Genomic DNA, 21,111 nt, shown 5'->3' with positions numbered 1-21,111 from the left:
CGTAATTTGGTTCAACGCCCGTACAGACGCCGGTTCAGGCAGTCCTGCAGCATGGCTTTCAGCTCTGCCAGGACTTGCGGCCGCTGCGGCAGATCCGGTTCGGCGTAGAGCCCCGCCGCGGTCTTCATGATCTGCAGCACCAGCACGGCCAGCAGCTCCAGTTCCGCTTCATCCTTTTGTGGCGCCTGCTTTCGCAGGATCGCCTGCACATAGTGCCGCATGCGCACTCGGATCTGCATCGCGGCCAAAGGGGGACCACTGCGCGCCTCGGCAAGTATGATGAAAGCCGGGTTGTCCGAGCGGAACTGGATCAAGGCCGGGTATAGCTGTTCCAGCAGATCGTCGGCGCTCCAGTCTGCCGCAGTTTCGACCAGCGCCTCCATGCGCAGATAGAGCTGCTCGGCAAAGCGCTGCAGCAGCGCATCGGCCACCTGTTCCTTGGTCGGGAAATACTGGTACAGCGAGCCGATGGAAGCCTCCGCTCGTGCCGCAATCTCCGTCATGGTGGTGGCATCGAAGCCCTGCTCGGCAAACAGGGTTGCCGCCGTATCCAGCAGCAGCGCGACCTTTTGCCGGCCGCGCGTACCCTGTGGCAGCCGGGCGTTGGCATTTGCATTTTGTGAGGGCATCCTCATATACTCAAAAGTGAGAGAACCCTCACATAGTATCCATGACCACAGGAGCCGGCCACCATGCTGACGCTAGACCCTAAAACCACTGCCCTGGTATTGATCGACCTGCAACAGGGCATCCTGCCCTACGCGGGCGTCCACAGTGCCGACACGGTGCTGCAGAATGCCAACCGGCTATCGCAGCGCTTCCGCGAACTGGGTGCGCCGGTCGTACTGGTACGCGTAGGCTGGTCGGCGGACTTCGGCGACAGCCTCAAGCAGCCCGTGGACCAGGCCCCACCCATGCCACCGGGCGGCCTGCCGGCCAATTGGCTGGATTTCCCCGAGACGCTGCTGCATACGCAGTCCGATCTCCTGATCATCAAGCGGCAGTGGAATGCTTTCTTCGGCACCGAACTCGACCTGCAATTGCGGCGCCGGGGCATACACACCATCGTACTGGGCGGCATCGTCACCGGCATCGGCGTGGAATCGACCGCGCGTGCCGGCTGGGAACTGGGCTATGGCCAGATCCTGGTGGAGGACCTGTGCAGCGCCCCCAAGCCCGACCATCATCGCTTCTCGTTCGAACATATCCTGCCCCGGCTGGGCCGCGTGCGCGATACCGATGCCGTGCTGGCCGCCTTGGCCAGCTAAGCAAAAAGGGAGGCATCGCCTCCCTTTTCTTTTCAAGCCCCCCCTGCTCCGGGCCAGTATTCCATCATTTGCAAGTTTGTACGGGCTCAACGGCAGCGATAGACCTTGTAGTCACGCTCGCCGGCCGTGATCGGGCCGTTCGCCAGTACCGTGTCACCCTGCAGGTCGACGGCGGCGTTACGGGCCAGGGTATTGAGCTCGATGATCAGCTTGCCTTCGTCGCGCGCGATCGGCCCCAGCTTGTCGAGCACCTTCACATGGACCGAACCACGCAGCGTGCAGCTGGCGACGGCATCGGCACTCCCTACCTGCACCGATTGCGCAGCCGGCTTGAGCTCCACGAAGGAGGCACAACCGCTCATGGTGACGGCTGCGAGCAGCACACCCGGCAGAACACGTATCTTCATCTCGTTTCCTTCCTGATCTTCTTGATTGATTTATCCAGCCCAGCGCGAAGCCAGCGGTGACCGCTCTGATAAAGGGACACCTTAACAGGCCACAAGTTTAGCGCACGGCAGAAAACCATCAGCCCAAAGCAAACAACCCGCCGATCACTCGGCGGGTTGTCTGTTGTTACTGCGAGCGCTGCAAGGCTCAGTTCACGGCCACCGTATCGGCCACGTCCTGGTAGTCCTTGATCTCGTTGAAGTTCATGTACTTGTAGACTTCACCCGCCTTGGCATTCAGCACGCCGATGTCGGCCATGTACTCTTCCTTGGTCGGAATGCGACCCAGCTTGGAGCAGATGGCAGCCAGCTCGGCCGAACCCAGATACACATTGGAGTTCTTGCCCAGACGGTTCGGGAAGTTACGGGTCGAGGTCGACATCACGGTCGCGCCTTCGCGCACTTGTGCCTGGTTACCCATGCACAGCGAGCAACCCGGCATTTCCATGCGGGCACCAGCGGTACCGAAGGTGCCGTAGTGACCTTCCTTGGTCAGCTCTTCTGCATCCATCTTGGTCGGCGGGGCCACCCACAGCTTGACCGGGATGTCGCGCTTGCCTTCGAGCAACTTGGAGGCAGCACGGAAGTGACCGATGTTGGTCATGCACGAACCAATGAACACTTCGTCGATGGTTGCGCCGGCGACGTCGGACAGGGTCTTCACATCATCCGGATCATTCGGGCAGGCGACGATAGGCTCATGGATGTCGGCCAGATCGATCTCGATCACGGCGGCGTATTCGGCATCAGCGTCGCCCTTCAGCAGTTCCGGTTTGGCAATCCAGGCTTCCATGGCCTTGATACGACGCTCCAGGGTGCGGGCATCGGCGTAGCCATTGGCGATCATGGTCTTCATCAGCGTGATGTTCGACGTCATGTATTCAATGATCGGCGCCTTGTCCAGGTGCACGGTACAACCGGCGGCGGAGCGCTCGGCCGAGGCATCGGACAATTCGAATGCCTGTTCGACCTTCAGCTCCGGCAGGCCTTCGATTTCCAGAATGCGGCCGGAGAAGATGTTCTTCTTGCCTGCCTTGGCCACGGTCAACAGACCGGACTTGATGGCGTACAGCGGAATCGCGTTGACCAGGTCACGCAGGGTGACGCCAGGCTGCATCTTGCCCTTGAAGCGAACCAGCACCGATTCCGGCATGTCCAGCGGCATCACGCCAGTGGCAGCGGCAAAGGCCACCAGGCCGGAACCTGCCGGGAAGGAGATACCGATCGGGAAGCGGGTGTGCGAGTCACCACCGGTACCCACGGTATCCGGCAGCAGCAGGCGGTTCAGCCAGCTGTGGATCACACCGTCGCCCGGACGCAGGGCCACGCCGCCACGGGTGCTGATGAAGGCCGGCAGTTCCTTGTGCATCTTCACGTCCACCGGCTTGGGGTAAGCCGCGGTGTGGCAGAAGGACTGCATGACCATGTCGGCACTGAAGCCCAGGCACGCCAGGTCCTTCAGCTCGTCGCGGGTCATTGGGCCGGTGGTGTCCTGGGAACCCACGGTGGTCATCTTCGGTTCGCAGTAGGTACCCGGACGCACGCCCTGGCCCTCTGGCAGGCCACAGGCGCGACCGACCATCTTCTGGGCCAGCGAGAAGCCCTTGCCGGAATCGACCGGAGCCTTGGGCAGACGGAATTCGGTGCTGGCTGGCAGGCCCAGCGCTTCACGCGCCTTGCCGGTCAGGCCGCGGCCGATGATCAGGTTGATACGGCCACCAGCGCGGACTTCGTCCAGGATCACTTCGGACTTGAGCTGGAACGATTCCACCAGGGCACCGTTCTTTTCGATCTTGCCGGCGTACGGGTAGATATCGATCACATCGCCCATTTCGAGCTTGGAGACATCCACTTCGATCGGCAGGGAACCGGAATCTTCCTGGGTATTGAAGAAGATCGGGGCGATCTTGCCACCCAGAGTCACGCCACCGAAACGCTTGTTCGGCACGTAGGGGATGTCCTGGCCCGTTGCCCAGACCACCGAGTTGGTAGCGGACTTGCGCGAGGAACCGGTACCGACCACGTCACCGACGTAGGCGACCAAGTGGCCCTTCTTCTTCAGGTCTTCGATGAACTGCATCGGGCCGCGCTTGCCGTCTTCTTCTGGGGTGATGCCGGGACGGGCGTTCTTCAGCATGGCCAGGTAGTGCAACGGAATGTCGGGACGGGACCAGGCATCCGGTGCCGGCGACAGATCGTCGGTATTGGTTTCGCCAGTAACCTTGAACACCGTCACGGTGATCTTTTCGGCGACTTCAGGGCGACTCTTGAACCACTCGGCATCGGCCCAGCTTTGCAGCACGGCCTTGGCGTTGGCGTTGCCGCCGTCGGCCAGCGCCTTCACATCATGGAAGTAGTCGAAAACCAGCAGGGTCTTCTTCAGGCCTTCAGCGGCGATGGTGCCAACTTCGGCATCGGCCAGCAGGTCGACCATGGGCTTGACGTTGTAGCCGCCGAGCATGGTGCCCAGGAGCTTGGTGGCCAGCGCGCGATCAACCAGCGGCGACTTGACCGTGCCTTCGGCCACAGCGGCCAGGAAGGATGCCTTGACCTTGGCGGCATCATCCACGCCGGGCGGTACGCGATAGGTGATCAGGTCAACCAGGGTCTGCTCCTCGCCAGCCGGCGGGTTCTTCAGCAGTTCGACCAGATCGGCAACTTGTTGCGCATTGAGCGGCAGCGGGGGGATACCCAGGGCGGCGCGTTCGGCGACGTGCTGGCGGTAGGCTTCTAGCATGGCGATGACCTTTAAACAGTTGCGGTTGCGATGGGCAGCGGACACAGCCTGGCTGCGCCCTTCCGGCCGGGATTGCCGGGCAAGTCATTCAACTTGCTGATTCTTAACCGATTCCTGCCTGTTTGTAACTAGCGGCGACAAGCGGGCAGGCTATCGGCATCGTTTAGTGACGCGGAGGTTACGCGGAAGGCCGCAACCACACAAACGAGTAATGGCGACATCCACTGTGAGTTATTATCACAGCATGAGCCAGAACCTGCCCCCACTGAATGCCCTCCGCGCCTTCGAGGTCGCCGCCCGACTGGAAAGCTTTTCCGCGGCTGCCAATGAATTGTTCGTGACCCACGGTGCTGTGAGCAAACAGATTAAGCAACTGGAAGAATGGCTGGGGGTGAAGCTGTTCGAGCGCAGCGGCGGCAGGGTCAAGTTGACCGAGGTCGGCTGGCGCTATCTGGTACAGGTGCAGGATGGCTTCGACATCATCGCCAACGCCACAACCCAGCTGTTGCAACCCAACCGGCAGCGTCGCCTGGTCATCAACTCCACCCCGACCCTCGCCATGCACTGGCTGCTACCCCAGTTGACCGATTTCCAGCGGCAATACCCGGATGTGGAGCTGCGTCTGGTCACCAGTGATCGTGATGTCAGCCGCCTCGATACCCCGTTCGACCTGGCAATTCGGCGCGGGCCCGGTGATTGGCCCGGTTATATCAGCAAGCCATTTCTCGACGAATGGGAACTGCCGCTCTGTAGCCCCGCCCTGCTCGATCGCAAGCCGATCCGGCAACCCACCGATCTGGCGCAACACACTTTGCTATACGCCGATACCCGCCCAACGGCCTGGCAACGCTGGCTGACCCTGGCAGGCGTACCGGAACTGAAACCGGCAGCGACCCAGCATTTCGATCATTTCTATCTGGCGCTGCAGGCCGCCATGGACGGCCTCGGCGTCACGCTGGGGCCGCTACCGATGATGCAGGCGGAGATCGAAGCCGGCACCCTGGTCGCCCCGCTGTCCGCGCCCAGCGTCCCGGTACGGGGCTATTGCTGGATCACGCCACGGGCGCTGATGGATGACCCGGCGATTGCCGCCTTCTGCCAATGGCTGGAGAGCCGTGCCGCCGCACTGAAATAAAATCAGGGCAGCATGCGTGGACCGGTCGCGCATTGGGGTGGGTATTGGGGGGGGCACCCCGCCCTACCTCAGAAAACAGCAGATTGCACCTACCCGAATGGGGAATTGCCGCTTGCCCGCTATCGGTCTATGGTCCCAGGCTTCACATATGCCCGGCATACGGCTGGCAAGCTGGCATCCAGTGGCATCCCGACGGGCAGCCCGGGTGAACTTTGCGCCAGCAAGCCGGCCCCATAGCAACTAGATTGATTTAAGCCGAACACCCTTAAAAGCCCATCAGACAAGCCTGCCCCGATCAGGAGAAAAACCATGCCACACAATCTGCACGACACCCTGAAAACCCTGGCGCTGCCCTCGGGCAAGTCCCTGCACTACTACAGCCTGCCGGCGCTTGAAGCGGCAGGCGTGGGTCCGATCTCCAAGTTGCCGGTGTCCATCCGCCTGGTACTGGAGTCCGTGCTGCGCAATTGTGACGGCAAGAAGGTGGCCGAAGAGCATGTCAGACAGGTGGCCAACTGGAGTCCAACCGCGGCGCGGGTCGACGAAATCCCTTTCGTGGTCGCCCGCGTGGTCCTGCAGGACTTTACCGGTGTCCCCCTGCTGGCCGACCTTGCCGCCATGCGCAATGTCGCCGACAAGCTCGGCAAGAACCCAAAGACCATCGAACCACTGGTGCCGGTCGACCTCGTCGTCGACCATTCGGTGATGATTGACTACTACGGTACGCCCAACGCCCTGCGGCAGAACATGGAACTGGAGTTCCAGCGCAACGGCGAGCGCTACCAGTTCATGAAATGGGGCATGCAGGCCTTCGATACCTTCAAGGTTGTCCCGCCCGGCATCGGCATCGTCCATCAGGTGAATCTGGAGTACCTGTTCCGCGGCGTGCAGATCCGCGATGGCGTGGCCTTTCCTGACACCCTGGTCGGCACCGACAGCCACACCACCATGATCAACGGCGTCGGCGTCGTGGGCTGGGGTGTGGGCGGAATCGAGGCCGAAGCCGGCATGCTGGGCCAGCCGGTGTATTTCCTGACCCCGGACGTGGTGGGGGTCGAGCTGAAGGGCGCCCTGCGCGACGGCATCACCGCGACCGACCTGGTCCTGACCGTTACCGAGATGCTGCGCAAGGAAAAAGTCGTCGGCAAGTTCGTGGAGTTCTTCGGTGAAGGTGCGGCCACGCTGTCGGTTGTGGATCGCGCCACCATCGGCAATATGGCCCCGGAATACGGCGCCACCATGGGCTTCTTCCCGGTCGACGACAAGACCGTGGCCTACCTCAACGGCACCGGTCGTTCGGCGGCCGAAGTGGAAGCCTTCGAAGCCTACTTCAAGGCACAGGGGCTGTTCGGCATGCCCAAGGCAGGCGACATTGCCTACAGCAAGACCTTGTCGCTGGACCTGAGCACCATCGTACCCAGCCTCGCAGGCCCCAAACGGCCACAGGACCGGATCGAGCTGCCCAAGATGGGCAGCACTTTCAACAGCCTGTTCAGCAAGCCGATCGCCGAGAACGGCTTCAACAAGGCCGAGGCCGATCTGGGCCAGCGCGTAACCACGCGCAAGGACGGCATCGACCTGGGCCATGGCGACGTCCTGATCGCCGCTATCACCAGTTGTACCAACACCTCCAACCCGGGCGTACTGCTGGCGGCAGGCCTGCTGGCCAAGAAAGCCGTGGAGAAGGGTCTCAAGGTCCATCCGCGTATCAAGACCAGCTTCGGTCCGGGCTCACGCGTCGTGACCGAATACCTGGCCGAGACCGGCCTGCAGCCCTACCTTGACCAACTGGGTTTCAATATTGCGGCCTATGGCTGTACGACCTGTATTGGCAACGCCGGTGATCTGGCGGCCGAGTTCAATGAGGCCATTGTCGAGAACGATCTGATCGCGGCGGCGGTACTGAGCGGCAACCGCAATTTCGAAGCGCGCATCCACCCCAATATCAAGGCCAACTTCCTGGCCAGCCCACCGCTGGTCGTCGCATTCGCGCTGGCCGGCCGGGCCAATATCGACCTGGAATCCGAGCCGCTGGGCAAGGCCACGGATGGCACGCCGGTCTATCTGCGCGATATCTGGCCAAGCAGCGACGAAGTCCACGCGCTGATGCACTACGCCATGAACCCCGAAGTCTTCCGCCGCCTGTATGGCGACTTCACCCGCGACCACGACCTCTGGAATGCGATCCCGGCTCCCAAGGGGCAGGTCTATACCTGGCCGACCTCGACCTACATCGCTCGACCGCCGTTCTTTGACGATTTCAGCATGCAGCCGGGCAAGATAGGCGATATCCATGGCGCACGCGCCTTGCTGATCCTCGGCGACTCGGTCACCACCGACCATATCAGCCCCGCCGGCTCCTTCCGGGACACCACGCCTGCCGGCAAATACCTGCTGGCGCACCATGTGCAAAAAGCCGACTTCAACAGCTACGGCAGCCGTCGCGGCAATCACGACATCATGATCCGCGGCACCTTTGCCAATGTCCGGGTCAAGAACCTGATGCTGCCGCCCAAGGACGACGGCGGCCGTATCGAGGGTGGCTTCACCCTGCTGGATGGCGCGCAGACAACGGTCTACGATGCCGCCCAGGCTTACATCCAGCGCGGCACCCCCACCATGGTGTTTGCCGGCGAGGAATACGGCACTGGCTCCAGCCGCGACTGGGCTGCCAAGGGCACCCAGTTGCTGGGGGTGAAGGCCGTGGTGGCACGCAGCTTTGAGCGTATCCACCGCTCCAACCTGGTCGGCATGGGTGTGCTGCCCTTGCAGTTCAAGGGCGATGACAGCCACGAGAAACTGGCCTTGCGCGGTGATGAAGTATTCGACATCGTCGGCGTTACCGACACCCTCCGTCCGCAGCAGGACCTGACGCTGGTTATTACCCGCGCCAACGGGAGCAAGCAGGAAGTCCAGCTACTGTGCCGGATCGACACGCCTATTGAGGTGGACTACTACAAGCACGGCGGCATCCTGCCTTTCGTACTGCGCGAGTTGATGGCCAAGGCCTGATCGAACGCAGGGTCCAAAGCAAAAGGCCGGCATACGCCGGCCTTTTTCTCATCCCTCGAAAGTACCGGATCAGAGCGGCCGGAAGAAAGCGTCAATCAGTTCATCGTCCACCGCATCGAGCGTGGCCGGAGACCAGGTCGGCGTGCCGTCCTTGTCGATCAGCAGCGCACGCACGCCTTCGGCGAAGTCTTGGTGGCGACAACATTGGCAGGAGAGATTCAGCTCCATGTCGAACACCTCCCTGAGTGACAGGTGCTTGGCACGACGCTGCGCCTCGACGACCAGCCGCATCGATGTCGGCGATCCTGCAGCGAGTTTCTGCGCCCCTGCCCGCAACCAGTCGTCGCTGCCGTTGTAGCTCGTGATCGCCGATACCATCTCATCGACGGTGTCGTAGTCCGTCAGGGACTGGATCGCATCGTAGTGAGCGCGGATGGCCGAGGGCGGCAGCTCCAGCGCATGGCTGCGGCTCAACTCCCGCAGGTAGGCAGACAGCACGCGTTTATCCGCCTCGCCACTCCCCACCCACGGCAGGCCCGTCAACTCCGGCAACAAGGCTGCGCGCACGCCGCTGGGCAACGCATAGTCGGCCAGCCCAGTATAGAGCGCATCGGCCGCATTGAACGACGCGCCGGTCAAACCCAGGTAGATGCCCAGGCGGCCCGGCAGGCGGCTTAGGAACCAGGAACCACCCACATCCGGATAAAGGCCGATGGTGATCTCCGGCATGGCAATCCGCGAGCGTTCGGTCACGACCCGGTGGCTGGCCCCCGCCAGCAAGCCGAGCCCGCCGCCCATGACGATACCGTGCCCCCACAACAGGATGGGCTTGGGAAAGGTATGGATGGCGTAATCGAGCGCGTACTCCTCCCGAAAGAAGGCATCGGTCGTCGCAAAATCACCTGTACCTATGGCCTGCTGAATCGCCACCACATCCCCACCAGCGCAGAAAGCCTTTTCACCAACCCCTTGCAGCACCACGCAGGCGACATCAGCATCCTCGCGCCACTCGGCAAGCCGGGGAGCCAGCGTCCGTATCATCTCCAGCGACAGCGCATTGAGGGACTTTTCGGCATTCAGGGTCGCCACGGCAATCTGGCGACCATTCCGGGCCGGGTGAAGCTCAAACAGGACACAATCTGACACGGCTTTTTGACCTTGCTGGCTGCTTGCCATTGAACAGGATGACAGGGTTCAGTCGCGATGCGCCGAACCCACCAGGCGATGCGTCTAGCGGTTCTTCCAGACGGGTGCGCGCTTTTCCAGGAAGGCGGTGACACCTTCCTTCTGGTCTTCAGTATCGAACAGGTCGACAAACATCTCCCGCTCCATGGGCAATGCGGACCACATCGGTTGCTTGCGCGCAGCTTGGATCAGTTGCTTGCAAGCCGTCACCGAGGACGGGCTCTGCTTGGCCACCTTCTCCGCCAGCTCCAGCGCCTTTTGCCGGGCGGAGCCGCTGGCAACGACCTCCTCGACCAAGCCAATGCGCAACGCGGTCTGGGCATCCACCCGTTCACCGCACAGGATCATACGCTTGGCCCAACCCTCGCCGACCAGCCAGGGCAGGTGCTGCGACCCCAGCCCGCCCGGCAACAGGCCAACGCTCGCCTCGGGCAACGCCATCACGGCGTGTTCTTCTGCGATACGGATATCACAGGCCAGCGCCGCCTCGAGCCCGCCGCCCATGGCATAGCCATTGATCGCCGCGATGCTCACACCCCTGAACTGGGCCAGCGCCTCGAACGCCTGGCCGAAGAAAGTGATCATGCGCCGGGCTCGGCCCTTGTCGCCATCGGCAAAGACATTCAGGTCCGCACCCGCGCTGAAGAACTTGGTGCCGCTACCGGTCAAGACCAGTGCGTAGATCTCGTTGTCGGCATTGAGTTCACCCACCAACGCCTTCAGGGCCGGGAGGCTTTCCTCGGTCCAGGTATTGGCAGGGGGATTGGCGATGGTGACCACGGCGGTATGACCGATCCGCTCCAGTTGCAGCAAAGCACTCACGATATCGTCTCCTTGTGACGGGTTTTCGCAACACGATAACACCGCGCCTGTGCGCTTGTTAATTCGATTGACGTTCACGTCACTCATTTTCTTCATATCCTATGCTTGCAATTCATTAATGATAACCATTATCATTTGCAAATGAGTATCGAAACTAAGCCACCACTAAGCAAGCCGCTACCCGTTGCACCTGCACCGGTGATCGATGTTGCCACCCTCATGGGCAAGCACGCCGAGATCAGCATTCGACATCGCGGCGAGACCTATCGCTTGCGACTCACACGCAACGGCAAGCTGATCCTGACCAAATAAAGCATCGGGGCAAACCGCGCAGCCACACTGAAAAGATTACGCATCACCCTCTCCATGACGATGTAGCCAGCCAACCGGTACTTGCACGGTCAGCCAGCCAATTTCCCGCCCTCGCCGCTTGGCTCATGCCACGGCGGCGGGGCGATTTTTTTGGACACTGAAACCGCTATGACCGGCTACACGATCAATCGCCTTACCCCGCTCGCCGCACTGCTGGCAGCGCTTCCCTTGACCGCAGCACTGGCCGATACCAAGACCGGCGAGCCCGGTTGGGCACTCGAAGCGGCCATCGCCGACTCGCTGCCTGCCGTTTCCATTACCGCGACCCGCCTGCCCAAGGATATCGATACCGTCGCACCGAATACCGTCGTGCTCAAACCCCAGGGCGACGATGCCGGCCGGGTGCGTGACATTCAGACCCTGTTCGTCGACGAGCCGGGCGTCAACGTCAATCGCGACCCCGCCCGCCGTGGCAATGCAGGCGTCAACATCCGTGGTATCGAAGGTAACCGTGTATTGATGCAGATCGACGGCGTCACCCTGCCTTCGCTGTACGCCGGTGGCGGCGCCGCGATTTCCGGCCGTGACATGGTCGAGCTCGACACCCTCTCCGCCGTCGAAGTGGTCAAGGGCCCCTACTCCGGCCTGTACGGCGCCGACGCCATCGGTGGCGTCGTGGCCTACCGCACCCTCGATGTGCAGGATCTGCTCAAGGCTGGCGCCAACAACGGCGGCCGGCTGCGGGCGGGTTATTTCGGTGCCGACAACAGCAAGCAGCTTGGTGGTGCCTGGGCCTTCCGCAGTGGCGATTTCAGCGGCCTGCTGAGCTATACCGCTCGCAAGGGTGAAAACGTCGAGAGCATGGGCACCAACGAGAGTGCCAGCAGCGCCCGCACCGCTGCCAATCCGCTGGATTGGGACAGCAATGCTGTGCTCGCCAAGCTGAACTGGTCGCTTGCGCCTGGCCAAGCCCTGGGCCTGACGCAGGATGTCTTCACACGTAGCCAAGATGGCGACTTCCTGACCAGCCGTACCGCTACCGTGCTGTCCCAGACCGCGACGGACAAATCGCGCCGCAACCGCACCAGTCTGAACTATGACTACACCGGCGCCGGTACCGGCTTCGTCGGCGCCAAGGTCAGCCTGTATCGCCAGCATGGCGAAAGCCGCGAGTACACGCTGGAATCCCGTAGCGGAGGCGTATTGCGGACCAATGACTCCGGCTTCGAGCAGGATGCCTGGGGTGCGAACACACAGCTAACCCATCGCTACGATCTGGGCAACACGCTGCACACGCTGGTATGGGGTGCTGAATACAGCAAGACTGAGACCAGCCGGCCGCGTAATCGCCAGCAGTTCAACGCCAACGGCAGCGTGACCAACGTAGTCGGAGGTGAAGTCTTCCCACAGAAGACCTTCCCCGACAACGATAGCGAGCGCCTGGGGGTGTTTGCCCAGGACGAAGTCACCTTCGCCTCCGGCATGACCGTCGCTCCGTCGCTGCGTTATGACCGCTACACCCTGACACCCAAGCCGGATGCCCCGTTTGCCGCGGCCAATCCGTTCAAGTATCCGATTGCCAAGTACACCGACTCCTCGGTCTCGCCGCGCGTCGCCTTCAGTCTGCCACTGAGCCAGGGCTGGACCGGCTTTGCCCAGGTAGGTACCGGCTTCCGCGCCCCGAACTTCGATGACGCGATGCTGGTATTCACCAACGCGGCGCAAGGCTACGAAGTCCTGCCCAACCCCAACCTCAAGTCCGAAACCAGTACCAGCCTCGAAATCGGCACCCGCTATCGCAGCGAGGACCTGGAGCTGTCGGCCACCGTCTACAGCAATCGTTACAAGGATTTCATCGACAACGTGCTGGTGTCGCCGGTCGATACCAATGGCAACGGTGTGGCGCTGGAATTCCAGGCCCAGAACATTGCCAAGGTCCGCATCCAGGGCGTGGAACTCAAGGCACTCTGGAAGCTGACACCCGGCCTGCGCCTGCGCAGTGCCGTGGCTTATGCCAAGGGCGACAAGCTCAGCGACGGCACGGCCTTGGACAGCGTCGACCCGTTCCACGGCAACCTGGCAGTCGAATATGGCCAAGATAGCTGGCAAACCAGCCTGAACCTGCGTGCCGCCAAGAAGAAGAACCGTGTCAGCAGTGCGACGCTGTTCAAGGCTCCTGGCTATGGCGTGCTGGATTTCTCGGCATCCTACGCCCTCGGCAAGGATGCCAGCGTGATGGCCGGGGTCTACAACCTGACCGACCACAAATACTGGCTCTGGAGCGATGTGAAGGGTCAGTTGGCCAGCGCCACCGTGCTGGACCGTTACACGCAGTCTGGCCGTACCGTTGCGGCCAACCTGGAATACCGCTTCTAGGTTCCAACAGAGCAAGAGGAGGGTCCCGTCGTAGGGACCACGCGGCGGGGAGCACCGTCCGGGAAGCCGGTGCTCCCCAATGCAATGAACAACAGCCCGGCAGCGTCGCTGCCTAGCCATCAGGAGATACACCACATGAACGCCTCAACCCTTTGGCAGACCTATCTGCATTTGCGAGCCGCCGAACCCAAGATACGTACACGCGATGCCGCGGCACGCCTGAACGTATCGGAAGCGGAACTCGTCGCCGCCGATCCGCTGTCCATCACCTTGTTCCCGAAATGGGCCGATATCCTGGGTGAGCTGGAGGCGCTGGGTTCCGTCATGACGCTGACTCGCAATGAGGCCGCGGTTCATGAAAAAACCGGCATCTATGCCAACGTCAGCATTCACGGTGAAATGGGCCTGGCGCTCAATCCGGAAATCGACCTGCGCTTCTTCCTGCATAGCTGGCGCTATGGCTTCGCCCTGCGCGGCGAGCGCCCTTCCATCCAGTTCTTTGATCGCCATGGCGATGCCGTCCACAAGGTTTTCCTGACCGAAGCCTCGAACAACGCCGCCTATGACGAGCTGGTGTCGCGCTATGCCAGCAGCCACGCTACCGTCGAGCCCGACAAGCACCGCGAACAACCGGTCGAACAACCCGACGCAGCGATCGATGTCGCGGCTTTTCGCCAGGGTTGGCTCAACCTGGCCGACACCCACGACTTCTACCCGCTGCTGCGCAAGTACAGCGTGAACCGCACCCAGGCACTGCGTCTGGCGCCCATCGGCTATGTTCGCGAAGTCGGGCTGGAGTCGGTCAACCGGCTGCTCAGCGAAGCCGCCGACAGCGGATTGTCGATCATGGTATTCGCCGGCAACCAGGGCTGCCTGCAGATCCATACCGGTCCGGTAAAGAAGATCGTTCCCATGGGCCCTTGGCTCAATGTGCTGGATCCCGGCTTCAACCTGCATCTGCGCATGGATCTGTTCGACCGTGCCTTTGTGGTGCGCAAGCCCACGCGTGACGGCGAAGTGACCTCGCTCGAGTGCTACGACGTGGAAGGCCAGTTGATCGTCCAGTTCTTTGGCGAGCGCAAGCCAGGCAAGCCTGAGCTGGCCGGATGGGCTGCACTGGCACACAGCCTGCCGGACCGGGAGCTGGTCGATGCCATCTAAATTCCATGCCGCGCTGCTGGCCATCGGTCTGGCCCTGCCCGCCCATGCGGCAGAACGCATTGTCGTACTGACGGCCGATATCGCCGAGATCGTCGTTGCCCTTGGTCATGCGAACGAAGTCGTCGGCCGGGACCGGGTGGCCAAGCAAGCCGAACTGGCACAGGCCACCGAAATCGGCTCCTCGCGCTCTCTGACCGCGGAACCCATCCTGCGCCTGAAACCGACGCTGGTGCTGGGTAGTCAGCTCGCCATGCCCGATGGCATCTGGGGCCAGCTCAGCGGGCTGGGCGTCAAGGCCATCAAGGTCGGGAACCGCGAGGATGGCTCGGACTACGCCGATGCCATCCGCAGCGTAGGCAAGCTGATCGGAGCAGAGAAGAAGGCCGGCCAGGTTGCCAACGACTGGCAAGGGGCAATGCGTCCGACCTCCCCGCTGGGCAAACGCATCCTGATTACCTACGAAGGCAAGACCGTGGCAGGTCGCGACACACCGGGCGACTGGCTGATCCGTGCCGCAGGCGGCATCAATGCCGCTGCGGCCGTCGATGGCTACAAGCCGCTGGACCCCGAAGCACTCGGCAAGCTGGCGCCAGACGTGATCCTGATCGCCGAGCACAACCGGGCGGTCTACGGCGGCCTGGTTGAATTCAAGCGCCGCGCCGATATCGCGACGACACCGGCAGGCAAGACGGGCCGGGTGTTTGAAGTGCCGGTCCATGAATATTTCAGCGTCAATCTGGGCAGCCCGGCTGCCGTCAAAAAGCTGCGCGATCTCAGCTAAGGTTTGCGGGGGCGCATGCGCCCCCGCAGCATTGCCTATATCCCGGTCAATATCATGCCCCATACACTGGAACTGAAACCCTTCATCCCCGCACGGGACTTCGATATCTCCTGCCGCTTCTATCGCGAACTGGGATTCGAGGAACAATGGCGTAATGAAGCGCTGGCAGAGCTGCGCATCGGCGCCACCGCCTTCCTGCTGCAGGATTTCTATCGCAAGGACTGGGCGCAAAACTGCGTCATGCACCTGCTGGTAGAGGACGTCAACAGCTGGTGGCGGGAGATCAAGCAGAAGGAGCTGCTGGAGCACTTTTCCGGCAGCCGTGCCATTCCGCCGGAGGACAAGCCCTGGGGTGTCCGCCAATTCTCGCTGATGGACCCCAGCGGCGTGCTCTGGCATATCGGCCAGGTATTGGCGACCTGAATATGCCCACTGCTCGTGCGTTCTGGTTGCGTAAACCCCTTCCCACCCTGCAACAAGCCATCGGCACCTCGCTCTGGCCAAGCCTGAGCCTGCTTGTCGCGACAATCAGCCTGCTGCTGTTCGCGGTCGGCTTCCAGGGCGATGGCTGGCAATGGCCAGACTGGCAGGACCCGCTGGTGACCGGCTTACGGCTCCCACGTGTTTTCTCCGCCCTGCTGGTGGGTGCCGCGCTGGCATCGTCCGGCGCCGCCCTGCAGGCGCTGTTCCGCAATCCCATGGCAGACCCGACCCTGATCGGCACCTCCAGCGGCGCAGCCCTGGCGGTGGTATGCGTGATGGCTTTCGGCCTCACCATCCTGCCGCTGCCGGTAGCGGCTTTTGCCGGCAGCCTGCTGGCAACCTGGTTGCTGCTGCTACTGGTCCGACTGGTAGGCGGCGGCAATGTGGGACTACTGCTGATGGGCTTGATGCTGGGCAGTTTTGCCGCTGCAGCCACCGGCCTGATCCTGTTCATGTCGGATGACCTCGCCCTGCGCAGTGCCATGAGCTGGCTTTCCGGCCAGCTCGGCACCACGACAGGTGCCCCACTGGCCTGGGCGACACCGGTCGCCCTGGCGGGTATCGCCCTGCTGATCGCACTGGGGCGGGATCTCGACTGCCTGTTGCTGGGTGACGAGGTGGCGCACAGCCTGGGCGTCCGGGTGGACCGCGTACGCCTGCTGACCACCGTAGGGGCTGCCATGGCCGTGGGCGCCGCCGTATCGGTCGCCGGCATCATCGGCTTTCTCGGCATGATGATACCCAACGCCTGTGCCCTGATCGTGGGCGGCAGCCGGCGCAAGCTGATCGGCCTCTCGGCAGTCTGGGGGGCGCTGTTTCTACTGCTGATGGATAGCCTGGCTCGAGGTATTGCCTATCCGATCAATATCCCGGTCGGCCTGCTCGCCGGCTTTGTCGGACCCGCCTTCTTTGTCTGGCTATTTCGCCGCAAGGTCGGAGAACGCCTATGAACCTGAACCCTACTCCCCCAAAGCGGCTGGACCTGCATTTGCGCGCCCTGGGCTATCGCCACCAGCGCCATACCCTGCTCGCCGATGTCACCGCCGATCTGCCGTCAGGCCAAGTGACCGCCCTGGTCGGCCCCAACGGTGCCGGCAAAAGCACGCTGTTGCGGCTCCTGGGGGGCCTGCAGCCCCCCAGCCAGGGCAGCGTTTCGCTTGGCCAGCAGGCTCTTGGCACCTTGGGCCATGCACAACGGGCCTTGCATATAGGCTGGCTGGGCCAGTTTTCGCCCGAGGACCTGCCCTTGTGCCTGGAGGAATACGTCATGCTGGGCCGCCGCCCGCTGCTCGGCAGCTTTGCCCAACCTGGCGCGACCGATCATGCACAGGTCAACGCCGCACTGGCTGCGTTTGACCTGACCGAGCTCGCGCAACGGCCCTGGCGGGTCTTGTCCGGCGGCGAACGGCAACGGGCCGGTCTGGCCCGCCTGATCGCCCAGGATGCCCCCGTATGGCTGCTGGACGAGCCGACCAATCACCTGGACCTCAAGTACCAAGCCATTTTGTTCAGCCGCCTGCGCCAGGAAGCCGCGCAGGGACGAACCATTGTTGCGGTCCTGCACGATTTGGCGCAGGCCGCACGCTGGGCCGATCACATCATGCTGCTGGACCATGGCCGTCTGCTCGCACAGGGTGATGTGGCTGAAGTGTTGCAGCCCGGCCATCTGAGCAAAGCCTATGGCTGGCCGGTGGACGTATCCCGGGATGCGGACGGGCGTTGGCAGATGCATGTTGCGGCCGCAGCCTGAAACGGGGGCGGCGAATTGCTCGCCGGCCGTCCCGCTCGTCGAAGACTGATTGCCGTGCGGGAATCCCCCCGGCATAATCGCCGCCCATGAAATTCCTGTTCGACCTCCTGCCGGTCATCATCTTCTTCGCCGGCTATTCCTCCGGTCTCGCCTTTCCCGAGTACGGCCTCAATAAGCCCATCGAATTTGCCACCGCGCTTGCCATAGCAGCCTCGGTCGCGCAGATAGGCTGGCTGAAACTACGTGGCAAGCCCATCGAAATGATGCAATGGATCGGCTTGGCGCTGATCGTCGTTCTCGGCGGCGCCACGCTGCTGTTGCACAGCCCGACCTTTATCTTCTGGAAACCCACCGCGCTCTATATCGCACTGGCGGTGAGTCTGTTGGTTTCCCGCTACGGACTGAACAAACCGCCCATGGCGCTGCTGCTGGGTAAGGAACTTAGCCTGCCCGGCAAGGTCTGGGACAAGCTGATGTGGGCCTGGGTCGGATTTTTCCTCGTCATGGCCGCGCTCAACCTGTTCGTGGCATTCAATTTTTCTGAGGCCTTCTGGGTCAAGTTCAAGTTGTTCGGCGTACTGGGCCTCACCTTCATTTTTGCCATCGCCCAAGGGCTTTGGTTGAGTCGCCATATGCCGGAAACCCCGGCGGACAGCCAGGAAAGCTAAACCGAACATGTACTACGCGATTACCGGTCACGATGCGGCAGATACCCTGGCCTTGCGACTGGAGAACCGTCCAGCTCATCTGGAGCGGCTGAAAACCCTGCAGGAGCAGGGTCGCCTGCTGCTCGCCGGCCCCTTCCCTGCCATAGACAGCAATGACCCCGGGCCTGCTGGATTTTCCGGTAGCCTCATCGTCGCCGAGTTCGACAGCCTGGCCGCCGCTACCGATTGGGCAGAAGCTGATCCCTACAAGGCTGCCGGCGTCTATGCCAGGGTCGAGGTCAAGCCATTCAAGAAGGTGCTACCGGCGTGAACACGATGGAACAAATCCGTGAGAAACTTGCCAGCTTGAACCCGGTAATGCTGGACTTGCGCGATGACAGCAGTAAACATGCCGGTCATGCTGGCGCAGCATCCGGTGGCGGGCACTATCTCCTGAAGATCGTGTCCGAGCGGTTTACCGGCCTGACACCGGTTGCCCGTCATCGATTGGTTTATGAAGCACTGGGCGAGATGATGCGGCGCGATATCCACGCGCTGGCGATCGATGCCCGCACTCCTGGCGAAAATGCCTAGGGCCTGCCTGGTGTGAACCAGACAGCCCAGACGATTATTACCCCTCTAAAGACTAAGAAGGACGTATTCGAATGCAAACCAAGATTTTCGCCCCTGCTCTGATCGCCGCCATGCTGGCCGGTGCAGCCTTCGCGGCCGACAAGCCGGTGGCCGTTGTCAACGGCGTAGCCATCCCGCAAACCCAGATGGACTACATCCTGAAGCAGCTGGCTGAACGCGGCGCCAAGGACAGCCCGGAACTGCGCGCCAAGATCCGCGAAGACCTGATCACCAATGAAGTGGTTGCCCAGGAAGCTGCCAAGCGCGGCCTGAACAAGGATGCCGACTTCCAGATCGAAGTCGCCATGGCTCAGCAAAACGCTCTGCTGAAGGCCTTCGTGCAGAACTTCCAGAAGACCAGCGTTATCTCGAACGAAACCCTGAAGGCCGAGTACGACAAGCTCAAGGCCCAGATGCCGTCGAAGGAATACAAGGCTCGCCACATCCTGGTCGAGACCGAGAAGGAAGCTAACGACATCATCGCCGCGCTGAAGAAGGGCAAGAAGTTTGAAGACCTGGCCAAGGAAAAGTCCAAGGATCCGGGCAGCAAGGTTAACGGTGGCGATTTGGGCTGGGCCGCTCCGACCAACTTCGTGAAGGAATTCGGCGATGCCATGACCAAGCTGAACAAGGGTCAGGTCACTGCCGCTCCGGTGAAGACCCAGTTCGGTTTCCACATCATCAAGCTGGACGACGTGCGTCAGCCGCAAGGCCCTGCTTTCGAAGAAGTGAAGGCCGGCATCCAGCAACAGCTGCAAGGCCAGGAACTGAACAAGCTGATCGCCGATCTGCGCACCAAGGCCAAGGTCGAGTAAGGCAGTACGCTTACCCGAGCCATGCAACAAAGGGCCGCAAGGCCCTTTGTCACGTCAGATGGAGGAAATACCCATGGGCATGAAAAAAATCGAAGCCATCATCAAGCCGTTCAAGCTCGACGAGGTACGCGAAGCACTCGCCGAAGTCGGCGTCACCGGCCTTACCGTGACCGAAGTGAAGGGGTTTGGCCGTCAGAAAGGCCACACCGAACTGTACCGGGGTGCGGAATATGTCGTCGACTTCCTGCCCAAAGTGAAGATCGAGGTCGTGATCACCGAAGAGAAGGTAGACCCCGCCCTCGATGCCATCGTGAAGGCCGCCCGTACCGGCAAGATCGGTGACGGCAAGATCTTCGTCACTTCGGTGGAACAGGTGGTTCGTATCCGCACTGGTGAAACCGGCGCAGACGCTGTCTGATACTGGCTTCCGCTATCGGTCGCAATAGAAAAAGCCCGCCTGAGCGGGCTTTTTCAATTGCCGGCAAAGGTCGTCGCCAGCTTGTAGGCAAGTCGGGTGGCCTGATCGACCAGACGCTGGATATGGGGCACGAACTGCGGCAAGGAGAAATACAGCGCAGCGATCCCCACTCCCAGCGTCAGCGGGAAACCGACCGCGAAGACGTTGAACTGCGGCGAAGCCCGGGACATGACACCGATGGACAGGTTGGTGATCAGCAAGGCTGCCAGCACGGGCAAGGACAGCAGCAGCGACAAGGTGAATATCTGCGCGGCAGAGTCCACCAGCAGCCGGAAGCCCAAGGCCTTGATGGGCTCCGCCGAGATGGGCAGCAGCACGAAGCTCTTGACGATGGTCTCGATCACCAGCAGATGGCCGTTCAGTGCCAGAAAGACCAGGATGGTCAACAGGCTGGTCAACTGCGCGACCACGACGGTATTGGTGCCATGCTGCGGATCGTAGAAGCTGGCAAAGCCCAGGCCCATCTGCAAACCCGCCAGATGGCCAGCCATCTCTACGGATGAGAATACGAGCCGCATGGTCAGGCCGATGGCCGTACCAATCAGGATCTGCTGTCCCAGGATCAGTATCCCCAAGGGCGAAACCGGCGCCACCGCCGGCATGGGCGGCAAGGCAGGCGCGATCAGGATGGACAGCAGGATCGCCAGCGTCACCTTGACCCGCGCCGGAATGCTGCGGCTCGAGTAGAAGGGGTCGGTCGCGAAGATCGCCATGATGCGAAAGGCCGGCCAGAGCAGCACCCCTAGCCAAGCCTGTATCTGGGCATCGGTAACCGTAAACATGGGCGGGGATCAGCCGATCATGGTCGGTATGGCCTGGTAGAGGCGTACCGTGTAGTCCATCAGGATGGAGAGCATCCAGGGCCCGGCCAGCACTGCGATCAGGAAGGTCACCAGCAGCTTGGGAATGAAGGACAGCGTGGCTTCGTTGATCTGCGTCGCCGCCTGGAACACGCTGATGATCAGACCCACGATCAGGCCGGCGATCAGCATGGGGCCACCCACGAGGATCATGACCTCGAAAGCACGCTGAATGACGGTAATCACCATTTCAGGAGACATGGACCTAAC

The 21,111-nt window shown here is 61.9% G+C and carries 22 protein-coding genes; 15 read left to right on the top strand and 7 right to left on the bottom strand.

Features of this window, described 5'->3' with window-relative positions; genetic code table 11:
* Window positions 1–11: 11 nt before the first annotated feature.
* On the bottom strand, window positions 12–629 hold the full coding sequence (locus ACYVHK_RS21200; protein WP_460536288.1) for a TetR/AcrR family transcriptional regulator: 618 nt from the start codon (window positions 627–629) through the stop codon (window positions 12–14).
* Window positions 630–692: 63 nt separating this feature from the next.
* Here ACYVHK_RS21200 and ACYVHK_RS21195 point away from each other — a divergent pair, with 63 nt between their 5' ends.
* The gene (locus tag ACYVHK_RS21195; RefSeq protein WP_460536286.1) at window positions 693–1,268 is read left to right on the top strand and encodes a cysteine hydrolase family protein; all 576 of its coding nucleotides are present in this window, start codon (window positions 693–695) and stop codon (window positions 1,266–1,268) included.
* Window positions 1,269–1,354: 86 nt separating this feature from the next.
* Here the strand turns inward: ACYVHK_RS21195 and ACYVHK_RS21190 are convergent, their stop codons facing one another.
* Both ACYVHK_RS21190 and acnB read right to left on the bottom strand, forming a co-directional pair.
* Window positions 1,355–1,675 carry a DUF4156 domain-containing protein gene (locus tag ACYVHK_RS21190; protein WP_460536284.1) on the bottom strand — a complete coding sequence of 107 codons (321 nt, stop codon included), beginning with the start codon at window positions 1,673–1,675 and terminating at the stop codon, window positions 1,355–1,357.
* Between the two features lie 187 nt (window positions 1,676–1,862).
* A complete protein-coding gene (gene acnB, locus ACYVHK_RS21185; RefSeq protein ID WP_460536282.1) occupies window positions 1,863–4,451 on the bottom strand; it encodes a bifunctional aconitate hydratase 2/2-methylisocitrate dehydratase in 2,589 nt (862 codons plus the stop codon).
* A 226-nt stretch (window positions 4,452–4,677) separates the two neighbouring features.
* Here acnB and ACYVHK_RS21180 point away from each other — a divergent pair, with 226 nt between their 5' ends.
* Together ACYVHK_RS21180 and acnA are read left to right on the top strand one after the other, a co-directional pair.
* Window positions 4,678–5,586 (top strand): transcriptional regulator GcvA, encoded by a 909-nt coding sequence (locus ACYVHK_RS21180; protein WP_460536281.1) that lies wholly within the window; start codon window positions 4,678–4,680, stop codon window positions 5,584–5,586.
* A gap of 309 nt (window positions 5,587–5,895) precedes the next feature.
* A complete protein-coding gene (gene acnA, locus ACYVHK_RS21175) occupies window positions 5,896–8,598 on the top strand; it encodes an aconitate hydratase (protein WP_460536279.1) in 2,703 nt (900 codons plus the stop codon).
* A gap of 69 nt (window positions 8,599–8,667) precedes the next feature.
* Here acnA and ACYVHK_RS21170 read toward each other — a convergent pair whose 3' ends face one another.
* Together ACYVHK_RS21170 and ACYVHK_RS21165 are read right to left on the bottom strand one after the other, a co-directional pair.
* Window positions 8,668–9,744 (bottom strand): enoyl-CoA hydratase/isomerase family protein, encoded by a 1,077-nt coding sequence (locus tag ACYVHK_RS21170; RefSeq protein ID WP_460536277.1) that lies wholly within the window; start codon window positions 9,742–9,744, stop codon window positions 8,668–8,670.
* An 84-nt stretch (window positions 9,745–9,828) separates the two neighbouring features.
* Window positions 9,829–10,605 carry an enoyl-CoA hydratase gene (locus tag ACYVHK_RS21165; protein WP_460536274.1) on the bottom strand — a complete coding sequence of 259 codons (777 nt, stop codon included), beginning with the start codon at window positions 10,603–10,605 and terminating at the stop codon, window positions 9,829–9,831.
* A 141-nt stretch (window positions 10,606–10,746) separates the two neighbouring features.
* Between ACYVHK_RS21165 and hemP the strand changes: the two genes are divergently transcribed.
* The 12 genes from hemP to ACYVHK_RS21105 all read left to right on the top strand — a co-directional run bounded on the left by hemP (window position 10,747) and on the right by ACYVHK_RS21105 (window position 19,981).
* On the top strand, window positions 10,747–10,917 hold the full coding sequence (gene hemP / locus ACYVHK_RS21160; RefSeq protein ID WP_460536272.1) for a hemin uptake protein HemP: 171 nt from the start codon (window positions 10,747–10,749) through the stop codon (window positions 10,915–10,917).
* Between the two features lie 168 nt (window positions 10,918–11,085).
* On the top strand, window positions 11,086–13,293 hold the full coding sequence (locus ACYVHK_RS21155) for a porin family protein (protein ID WP_460536270.1): 2,208 nt from the start codon (window positions 11,086–11,088) through the stop codon (window positions 13,291–13,293).
* A 135-nt stretch (window positions 13,294–13,428) separates the two neighbouring features.
* A complete protein-coding gene (locus ACYVHK_RS21150) occupies window positions 13,429–14,454 on the top strand; it encodes a hemin-degrading factor (RefSeq protein ID WP_460536268.1) in 1,026 nt (341 codons plus the stop codon).
* Complete coding sequence (locus ACYVHK_RS21145; RefSeq protein ID WP_460536265.1) at window positions 14,444–15,235, top strand: heme/hemin ABC transporter substrate-binding protein; 792 nt, start codon at window positions 14,444–14,446, stop codon at window positions 15,233–15,235. Before ACYVHK_RS21150 ends, ACYVHK_RS21145 begins: the two co-directional genes overlap by 11 nt.
* Before the next feature lie 15 nt (window positions 15,236–15,250).
* Window positions 15,251–15,658 carry a VOC family protein gene (locus ACYVHK_RS21140; RefSeq protein WP_460536263.1) on the top strand — a complete coding sequence of 136 codons (408 nt, stop codon included), beginning with the start codon at window positions 15,251–15,253 and terminating at the stop codon, window positions 15,656–15,658.
* A 2-nt stretch (window positions 15,659–15,660) separates the two neighbouring features.
* Entirely contained in the window at window positions 15,661–16,668 is a 1,008-nt protein-coding gene (locus ACYVHK_RS21135) for a FecCD family ABC transporter permease (RefSeq protein WP_460536260.1), read from the top strand.
* Entirely contained in the window at window positions 16,665–17,468 is an 804-nt protein-coding gene (locus tag ACYVHK_RS21130; RefSeq protein WP_460536257.1) for an ABC transporter ATP-binding protein, read from the top strand. The genes ACYVHK_RS21135 and ACYVHK_RS21130 overlap by 4 nt, the downstream gene beginning before the upstream one ends.
* Window positions 17,469–17,554: 86 nt before the next feature.
* Complete coding sequence (locus tag ACYVHK_RS21125) at window positions 17,555–18,136, top strand: inner membrane-spanning protein YciB (RefSeq protein WP_460536255.1); 582 nt, start codon at window positions 17,555–17,557, stop codon at window positions 18,134–18,136.
* Between the two features lie 7 nt (window positions 18,137–18,143).
* On the top strand, window positions 18,144–18,446 hold the full coding sequence (locus tag ACYVHK_RS21120) for a YciI family protein (protein ID WP_460536253.1): 303 nt from the start codon (window positions 18,144–18,146) through the stop codon (window positions 18,444–18,446).
* A gap of 5 nt (window positions 18,447–18,451) precedes the next feature.
* Window positions 18,452–18,709 (top strand): BolA family protein, encoded by a 258-nt coding sequence (locus tag ACYVHK_RS21115; RefSeq protein ID WP_460536250.1) that lies wholly within the window; start codon window positions 18,452–18,454, stop codon window positions 18,707–18,709.
* Between the two features lie 71 nt (window positions 18,710–18,780).
* Complete coding sequence (locus ACYVHK_RS21110; RefSeq protein WP_460536248.1) at window positions 18,781–19,563, top strand: peptidylprolyl isomerase; 783 nt, start codon at window positions 18,781–18,783, stop codon at window positions 19,561–19,563.
* Between the two features lie 79 nt (window positions 19,564–19,642).
* The gene (locus tag ACYVHK_RS21105) at window positions 19,643–19,981 is read left to right on the top strand and encodes a P-II family nitrogen regulator (RefSeq protein ID WP_460537079.1); all 339 of its coding nucleotides are present in this window, start codon (window positions 19,643–19,645) and stop codon (window positions 19,979–19,981) included.
* Between the two features lie 53 nt (window positions 19,982–20,034).
* On the opposite strand, the gene fliR is transcribed toward ACYVHK_RS21105, so the two are convergent.
* Together fliR and fliQ are read right to left on the bottom strand one after the other, a co-directional pair.
* Window positions 20,035–20,823: a flagellar biosynthetic protein FliR gene (gene fliR / locus ACYVHK_RS21100; protein WP_460536246.1), complete on the bottom strand. Its 789-nt coding sequence runs from the start codon at window positions 20,821–20,823 to the stop codon at window positions 20,035–20,037.
* A 9-nt stretch (window positions 20,824–20,832) separates the two neighbouring features.
* A complete protein-coding gene (gene fliQ / locus ACYVHK_RS21095; RefSeq protein WP_460536244.1) occupies window positions 20,833–21,102 on the bottom strand; it encodes a flagellar biosynthetic protein FliQ in 270 nt (89 codons plus the stop codon).
* Window positions 21,103–21,111: the final 9 nt, after the last annotated feature.

Source organism: Chitinimonas naiadis, from assembly GCF_054780835.1.
Note: the sequence above shows the minus strand (reverse complement) of the source record. Positions and strands in the feature narration are given on the sequence as shown.